The sequence below is a fragment of the Acidimicrobiia bacterium genome (assembly GCA_040880805.1).
Lineage (GTDB): Bacteria > Actinomycetota > Acidimicrobiia > IMCC26256 > DASPTH01 > DASPTH01.
Genome location: JBBDHW010000006.1, coordinates 1 through 7,907 on the forward strand (window position 1 = coordinate 1; position 7,907 = coordinate 7,907).

At 68.8% G+C, this 7,907-nt stretch carries 9 protein-coding genes; 2 read left to right on the forward strand and 7 right to left on the reverse strand.

Annotation, left to right across the window (positions count from 1 at the left end; all coding sequences use genetic code 11):
* The coding region (locus WD271_01105) for a GYD family protein (protein MEX1006426.1) at nt 1-96 on the forward strand (96 nt) is incomplete at its 5' end.
* A 10-nt stretch (nt 97-106) separates the two neighbouring features.
* Here the strand turns inward: WD271_01105 and WD271_01110 are convergent.
* Both WD271_01110 and WD271_01115 read right to left on the reverse strand, forming a co-directional pair.
* Nucleotides 107-1,111 (reverse strand): zinc-binding alcohol dehydrogenase, encoded by a 1,005-nt coding sequence (locus tag WD271_01110; protein ID MEX1006427.1) that lies wholly within the window; start codon nt 1,109-1,111, stop codon nt 107-109.
* Nucleotides 1,108-1,800, reverse strand: a complete 693-nt coding sequence (locus tag WD271_01115; GenBank protein MEX1006428.1) for a glycosyltransferase — start codon at nt 1,798-1,800, stop codon at nt 1,108-1,110. Before WD271_01115 ends, WD271_01110 begins: the two co-directional genes overlap by 4 nt.
* Nucleotides 1,801-1,822: 22 nt before the next feature.
* Here WD271_01115 and WD271_01120 point away from each other — a divergent pair, with 22 nt between their 5' ends.
* A complete protein-coding gene (locus WD271_01120; protein ID MEX1006429.1) occupies nt 1,823-3,277 on the forward strand; it encodes an AMP-binding protein in 1,455 nt (484 codons plus the stop codon).
* On the opposite strand, the gene WD271_01125 is transcribed toward WD271_01120, so the two are convergent.
* The 5 genes from WD271_01125 to WD271_01145 form a co-directional block, all read right to left on the reverse strand.
* Complete coding sequence (locus WD271_01125) at nt 3,249-4,091, reverse strand: enoyl-CoA hydratase/isomerase family protein (GenBank protein ID MEX1006430.1); 843 nt, start codon at nt 4,089-4,091, stop codon at nt 3,249-3,251. The genes WD271_01120 and WD271_01125 overlap by 29 nt on opposite strands.
* Nucleotides 4,088-4,789, reverse strand: coding sequence for an enoyl-CoA hydratase/isomerase family protein (locus WD271_01130; GenBank protein MEX1006431.1), 702 nt, complete (start codon nt 4,787-4,789; stop codon nt 4,088-4,090). Before WD271_01130 ends, WD271_01125 begins: the two co-directional genes overlap by 4 nt.
* A complete protein-coding gene (locus WD271_01135) occupies nt 4,786-5,583 on the reverse strand; it encodes an enoyl-CoA hydratase-related protein (protein MEX1006432.1) in 798 nt (265 codons plus the stop codon). The genes WD271_01130 and WD271_01135 overlap by 4 nt, the downstream gene beginning before the upstream one ends.
* Nucleotides 5,580-6,842, reverse strand: coding sequence for a hypothetical protein (locus tag WD271_01140; GenBank protein MEX1006433.1), 1,263 nt, complete (start codon nt 6,840-6,842; stop codon nt 5,580-5,582). The genes WD271_01135 and WD271_01140 overlap by 4 nt, the downstream gene beginning before the upstream one ends.
* 4 nt (nt 6,843-6,846) lie before the next feature.
* The coding region (locus WD271_01145; GenBank protein MEX1006434.1) for an amidohydrolase family protein at nt 6,847-7,907 on the reverse strand (1,061 nt) is incomplete at its 5' end.

Sequence of the window (7,907 nt, forward strand, 5' to 3'; positions counted from 1 at the left end):
AGCTCGTTGGAAACGACAGTCCTCCTGACCGTCGACGAAACGATGGATGCCCTGCGCAAGGCCGAGCAAGTCCAGTACCGAGCCCCGGGCGCGTAGCGACGCGGCATCAGTCCCAGTCGAACAGCACACCGAGTGTGTCGGCGCGGCGCTCCTGGACGAGCTCGTAGGCGTCGACGCATTGCTCGGGCGCGAACTCATTCGTCACGAGGCCGTCGACGTCGAACCGTCCAGTCTGTAGGAGGTCGAAGAACAGCTCGTGCAGGCTTCGGTCACCGTCCCAGTTCGGACCCGTCATGCTGTGGGCGTCGTGCGCGCCGACGATCTCGAGCCCACGCGTGATGAGATCGGACGTGAGGTGCTGGTGAGCCGGGTAGCCGGTGTCGCCGAGCACGACGACACGACCGCGGTCGGCCACAAGGCCCAGCGCGGGTGCGAGAACAGCCGCGTTGCCGGTCGTGTCGATCACGACGTCGGGGAGAATGCCGCCGCATGCGTCGAGCACCGCGGCACGCGCCGAATCGGCGGGAGCATTGATCACCGTCGCCGCGCCACCGCGGCGCGCGGCTTCGAGGCGCCGGGTTGCGGGGTCGACGACGACGACTTGACGAACGCCGGCCGCGCTCGCCCATCTCACCGACATCTGCCCGATGGGACCGGCGCCGACGACGAGCACGGTCGAGCCGAGGCCGTAGCGGGCCGCCCGAGCGCCCATCAGCGCGATCTTCGCGAGCCCGAACCACACGGCACGGCGGAGGTCGAGGCCGACCGGAATCGGTGTGCCGAAGGCAGGGTCGAGCACGTGCACCGACGCGTGTGGAGCCCGCGCGGCGAGCAGATCGCCGGCGGACACGCCCCGTACCGAGGCACCCACCTCCGTGACCTCGCCGACCGCGCTGTACCCGGGATGGAAGGGGTAACGCGCGTATCCCGACCAGTGCGTGCCGTCGTCGAACAGGCCGGCCAGGATGATGTTCTCCGTGCCCGTGCTCATGAGGCTGTAGCGCGTGCGCAGCAGGATCCGGTCGTCGGGAACGGGTCCGACGTCGAACGTCTCCAACTCCACCCGGTGCTGCTCGGGGAACACGATTCGCCGGGCCTGCACTTCGCTCATGCCGTTTCGCGATGTTCCTGCACGCGCTCGCGGATGGCACGGAAGAAGCCCTCGCGCAGCAGCGCCGCGTCGTTCGTGAGATTGCCGGAGTGGATGCGCCGCTGCATGAGGATCTCGGGGAGCAGGGCAATACCGACGCCGCGGTGCCTGGCCCGCAACAGCCAGTCGGTGTCGTCGGCACCCGGCATCGTCTCGTCGAAAACACCCACGAGCTCGAACACCTCGCGCCGGAACAGGCCGGAGCACGGCAGGACACCGCCGAGATCGCCGTGGACGTGATCGGGCAGGAGCCACGGAGGCGCCACGTCCACACCGTCGAAGAACGGCTCCTGCCGCACCCTGACCACGCCGACGTCGGCGTGGGCGTCGAGGTAACGAAGTTGGCGCGCGAGCTTCTCGGGATGCCACACGTCGTCCTGGTCGCAGAACGCGATCATCGGCCCACTCGCGAGCGCAACCCCCTGGTTGCGCGCCGCCGCGACCCCTCCCTGCGATCGCCGGTGCACGACGCCGCGACCTGCGCGGGCAACGAATTCCTCGGCGAGAGCGCCGCTGCCGTCGGTGGATCCGTCGTCGACCACCACCAGCTCGATGGGGCGGTGCGTCTGCCCCGAGATCGCATCGAGTGCGTCAGGCAGGAAGCGCTCCCCGTTGTGAACGGGGACAATCACGCTCACGAGCGTCGCCACGGTCCGAAGCTACAGTCCCGCCGTGACCGACGGGTTGCTCGCTTCGCTGTTGATGGACCATCCCTTCGCCGACGACGACGGACTGCTGTTCACGGTGGACCGCAGCATGACCGCGGGAGAGGCGCGCGCTGCGGCCCGCGCCCGCGCCGCCGAGCTCACGGCTCTCGGCGTGGAGCCGGGATCGGCGGTGGCGGTCGCGCTCCCGAACGGTCCCGAGGTCGTCACCACGATGACGGCGGTGTGGCTCGCGGGCGGCGTGTTCGTGCCGGTGAACCCGCGTTACCCGGAGGCCGAGCTCGCGAGGGTGCTCGACGCGACCGATCCCGCCGCGATCGTCCGGGCCGACGGCGTCACGCGTCGGGATGCGAAGCGTTCGTACGACCGTGGGGTCGCGTTCGTGATGTGGACGTCGGGCACCACCGGCGCGCCGAAGGCGATTCTCCACACCCACGCGGCCTACCTCGAGCTGCTCGACCGCGTGCTCGGGCCCCTGAGAGCCGACGGTGGAGGTGGAGGTGGAGGTGGAGGTGGAGGTGGCGGCCGTGACCCGGACCGCAAGCCGTCACCCAACCTCATCCCGGTCTCCCTCGCGCTGAACGCGGGCATCTACAACGTGCTGTTCGGGCTCCGCGCCGGCGCTGCGCTCGTGATCATGGACAGCTTCGAGCCGAAGGAGTTCGCGGAGCTCGTGCGCCGCTTCGAGATCCGCTCGACGGTGCTCCCGCCCGCCGCAATGGCAATGCTGTCCGACGACCCGAACGTCACCGATCTCACGCCGCTGCGTTACGTGCGCAGCATCACCGCGCCGCTCTCACCGCTCCAGGCGCGCCGGTTCACGAGCAAGTTCGGCGCGTCGGTGCTCAACAGCTACGGACAGGCGGAGATCGGCGAGGTGATCGGCTGGACTGCCGCCGACGCGAAGGAACATCCCGAGAAGGTGGGGGCCATCGGGCGCCCGCACGGCGGGGTCGACATCAAGGTCGTCGACGACGAGGCCGGCGCGCTCGGCACCGACGAGATCGGCACGCTGTTCGTGCGCCCGCCGAACATGGCGGCGGGCTACGCGACCGGCGAGGAGCTCGGCGACCGCGTCGACGCCGACGGCTTCGTGAACACCGGCGACCTCGCGCGGGTCGACGCCGACGGTTTCGTCTGGATCGAGGGCCGGGCGGGCGACTTGATCAACCGTGGTGGGAACAAGGTGTTCCCCGAGCAGGTGGAGGAGGTGCTCTGCCTCGCGCCGGGCGTCTCCGAGGCGGCGGTGGTCGGCGTTCCCGACGAGCGACTCGGGGAAGTGCCCGTCGCCTTCGTGGTAGGCGACGCGACCGACGAAGAACTCCGCGCGCTCTGCCGCGCACATCTCGTCGCGTACAAGGTTCCCCTCGCCTTCTGCCGGATCGACGCGCTGCCGCGCACGGAGGTGGGAAAGGTGATCCGGCGCGACCTCGTCAGCGAGTATCGGGCTCGCGGGCGCTGAGGCCCGTAGACCTCAGGTCCTGCCACTGGGGCTCGCGCTTCTCCGCGAACGCGAGCGGGCCCTCCTCCTGGTCGGGATGGCCCCACATCGACACCAGCTCCTTCCCGCCCGCGCGGCACGCGTCGGTGAGCCCCATCTCGAGCGCGCCCCACAGCGCACGCTTGGTCGCGCGCATCGCGGAAGGCGAGTTCTTGGCCACCGTTTCCGCGAGCTTCTGCGCCTCCTCGCGGAGGTTCTCGGGCGGGTCGACGATCTGGGAGATCATCCCGAGCTCGTACGCTCGTTGCGCCGACATGCGCTCGTAGCGCCCCACCAGCGCCATCCGCATGACCGCCTCGAACGGCATCTTGCGCAGCAGACCGATCGCCTCCACCGCCACGACTTGGCCGACCGACACGTGCGGGTCGAAGAACTGCGCGTTGCTCGCCGCGATCACGATGTCGGCGTCGGCGATCCAGTGGAAGCCACCCCCGGCGCAGATCCCGTTCACAGCGGTGATCACCGGCTTGTTCACCTCTTGGTGCCACGCAGTGAAGTGAAAATCGAAGTTCTCGACCGAGTCGCGGTAGCGCTCCATGCCGACGCCGTCGGTGGCGAGCTCGGACATGTCGACGCCGGTCTGGAACGCGCGACCCTCACCCGTGTGCACGATCACCTTCACCTCGGGATCGGCGTCGAGCTCGAGCCACGCGTCAGCGAACTCGTCGCGCATCTTGGCGTTCATTGCGTTGAGCACGTCGGGTCGGTTGTTGAGGAGCCAGCCCACCGGGCCGTGGCGCTCCAACAGCAGATTGTCGTACGTCGAAAAGCTCATCCGGCTTCCTCCATCTCCAACGCGAACCACAGCGCCTGCTTGGTGGCGCGCATCGCCCCGGGCGAGTTCTTCGCGACCTTCTCGGCCAACTCCTGGGCTTCCGCACGCAGGCGCTCGGGCGGATCGACAACCTGCGAGATCATCCCGAGCTCGTACGCCCGTTGCGCCCGCATCCGCTCGTAGCGGCCGGCGAGCGCCATGCGCATCACCGGCTCGACCGGCATCTTGCGGATCAGTCCGATCGCCTCGTACGCGGTCACCTGGCCGATCGAGACGTGGGGGTCGAAGAAGGTCGCGGTGCTCGCCGCGATCGCGATGTCGGCGTCGGCAATGAAATGCAGCCCGCCGCCGGCCACGGTGCCGTTGACGGCGGCAATCACCGGCTTCCCGACCTTCAGGTGCCACGCGGTGAACGCGAGCTCGGCGTCGCGTGTGCGGCGCGACTGCTCGCGGAGCGCGTCGGGGTTGCGGCTCAGCTCGACGATGTCGAGACCGGTCTGGAAGGTCCTGCCCTCGCCGGTGTTCACGATCACGCGCACCGCAGGATCGGCGTCGAGCTCGCGCCACGCAACCTCGAGCTCGTCCATCATCGTGTGGTTCATCGCGTTGCCGACCTCCGGCCGGTTGAAGATCAACCAGCCGACCGGACCGTGCCGCTCGACGAGCAACGTGCCGTACCCGCTCACCACTTGGCTCATCGGCCCTGGAAGTTGGGGGCGCGCTTCTCGCGGAACGCGGCAAGACCTTCGCGAAAGTCCTCGCTCCGCGACGAGAGCTCCATCGCGAACGCCTCGTTCTGAAGATGATCGAGGAGTGTTGCCTCGCGCCCGCTGTTGATCAGCCACTTGGTGAGCCCGAGGGCGACGGTCGCGCCGGAAGCGAGTTGCTGCACGACTTCATCGACGCTCGCGTCGAGCTCGGCGGCGGGCACGATCTTGTGCACCATCCCCCAGCTTGCCGCTTCCGAACCCTCGACGACACGCGCGAGGAGCAGCATGTCGCGCGCGCGGACCTCGCCGATGCGGCGCGGCAACAGCCACGTTGCCCCGCTGTCGGCGGTGAAGCCGCGGTCGACGAACGGCATCCAGAACCGGGCGTCGTCGGTTGCGACGGTGAAGTCGGCGGCGAGCGCGAGGTTCAGGCCGATGCCCGCGCACCACCCCTGCACCCGGCACACCACCGGTGTCTGGGTGGTGAGGATCAGCGGGATGAGCCGGTGGGCCTGCGACGGGAGCCGGCGCTGGATGCTGCCGACGCGCGGTCGCCGGCTCTCACCGGTGTCGCCGGCGTTGCGCGACACGATGTCGAACCCGGAACAGAAGTGGTCGCCCGAGCCGGAGATCACGATGACGCGTACGGCCTCGTCGCGCCCGGCCGCGTCGATTGCGTCGATCATTGCCGCCAGCATCTCGTCGGTGAGCGCGTTGCGCTTGTCGGGTCGATCGAGACGCAGATGCAGCACGCCCTCGTCGAGCGCGACTTCGAGGCTCATTTCTGTTCGAACTCGGCGCTGATCGCGGTGAGGGCCTGCTCGAGGTTCTTCGCGCCGCCGGGAGGATCGGGCAGGCGGATCGGTCCGTGTTCGCGGCTCGGCAGCAGGATGGTGGCGTGGCCGGGCGTGGTGAGCTCGCCGCGCTGGCTCTCGGCGTTCAGCTCCAGGTCGACCGCGGGCCGGTCGCCGTCGGCCAGGAACTTGTTGATGACCGTACCGCGCAGCCATTGCGTGTCGCCCACGTAGTTGAAGCCGCGGAACTCGCAGTCGAGCTTCCAGAGCCACGCGTCGTCGCCCATCCAGTCGGTGCACAGGTGGGTGAGCCAGGTTTCGCGCATGCGGCCGTAGTCGAAGGTGGTGGGGTTGCCCGAGCGGCGGGCGAACTCCGGATCCCAGTGCACGCGCTGCATCACGTCGGGCACGTTCTGCTCGTCGCGGTGGAAGAAGCGCGGGATGCGCTTGCGATTTCTCGCCGCGAGATCGAGCGCCCGAACACCGTAGAGACCCATGCCCATCCCGACGTGCCAGCAGACCATGTCGGTGACCGTGAGCGGGCCCTTCACCATCGGGCCGACCTCGTCACCGACTATGACGTCTTCCCAGAAACGCTGCTCTGCACCGCGCCGCTCGCGAGCCTGCCGTTCGTACTGTGCGTCGATCGCTTCGACCTCGTCATCTTCGTAGCGGCGGAACTCGACGTTGGAGTACTTGCCCTTCTCCTGCGCGCGCTCGCGCTCGGTCCGGATCATCAGCCGATACTGCCCTGACAGCATCGTGCCGTCGTCGGACTGGAAGACGTTCGCGCTCCACTCGTGGATCGCGCGGCCGGCGAACTCACTCGGCTTGTCGAGCGCCGCGACGGCCGCGTTCCGGCGGAAGACACGGTGGTCGGGCCGGAGCGGCGCCCACCATTCGCGCGCGCTGGCGGAGTAGAAAGCGTGGACCCCCCGCAGCGGATCACCCTTCATCAGTTCGCGCTTGTCCTCGGGGACCGCGGTGACTTCGTCCTCGCCGATGAGCGTATCGCCGCCGACCATCGCCGGCGGCGCGATCGGCCCACCCCAGATCGTCTTCTCGCCGTAGCTCGGATCACACCACAACGGGTTGTCGTCGCCGTACGCCTCGGCGACGTGCTGGAACGCGTCGACGTTCGCGCACTTGTAGTGCGGTGGCATCGGCCACGGTTCGGGCACGCCGATCCGCTCGCGCAGCCGCGCGACACCCTCGTCGGTGATCGTTCCGGTGGGACGCTCGGCCACGTTGCTAGCTCTCGGGTCCGCTGGTGAACGGCAACCCGAGCAGTTCGATTGCGGTGCCGCGCGCGATGCGGTTCACCTGTTCCTGGCTGAGGAAACCGAACTGCTTCGCCGCGGCCTCGCGCGAGTGGGGCCACGTGCTGTCCGAGTGCGGATAGTCGGTCTCGAACGCGACCCGGTCGGCGCCGCCGAGGTCGTCGAGCATCTTCACGCCGATCGGGTCTTTGAAGAAACAGCTGTAGACCTGCCGGTAGTAGTAGGTGGACGGCGGCTCGGGGCAGTTCTCCTGCCCGCCGCTCCACTGGTGCGTGATCCACACGTCGTCGGCCCGCTCGAGCACGTACGGGATCCATCCGATCTGCGCCTCGGCGTACAGGAGCTTGAGGTTCGGATGGCGGTGCAGCACGCCCGAGTACAGGAAGTCGACCAGGCTCGCTGCACTGTTCGCGAAGATCAGCGACGCGGGCACGGCGGCGGTGGCATCGGGCGACGCCTGCAGCGTCTTCGTGCCGGAGCCGATGTGCAGGCAGATGACGGTGGACGTCTCCTCGCACGCCGCGAAGAACGGCTCCCAGTAGCCGCTGTGGATGCTCGGGAGGTCGAGATAGGGCGGCATCTCGGTGAACGCGACCGCCCGCACCCCACGTGCCGCGTTGCGCCGGATCTCCGCGGCCGCGAGGTCGGCATCCCACAGCGGAACGAGGCACAGCGGCAGGAGGCGGCCGCCGCTCTGGCCGCACCACTCCTCCACCATCCAGTCGTTGTACGCGTACACGCAGAGCTCGGCGAGCTCCTTGTCTTTGCCCCACAGGAAGATCTGGCCCGCGAACCGCGGATAGTTGGGGAAGCAGAGCTGGGCTTGGACGCCGTTGACGTCCATATCGGCGAGGCGTTCGGGCACCTTCCAGCAGCCGGGCCGGATCTCGTCGAAGGTGGTGCCGGTGAGGGTGATCTCCTCCGGTCTGAAGCCCGACGCCGCGATGTGGCGCTTCAGCGAGACCATCGTGCCCTCGTAGTTCCACCACACCACGTCGGGCCCGTCGGTGCCGGGCGCCTCCACGTAGCCGG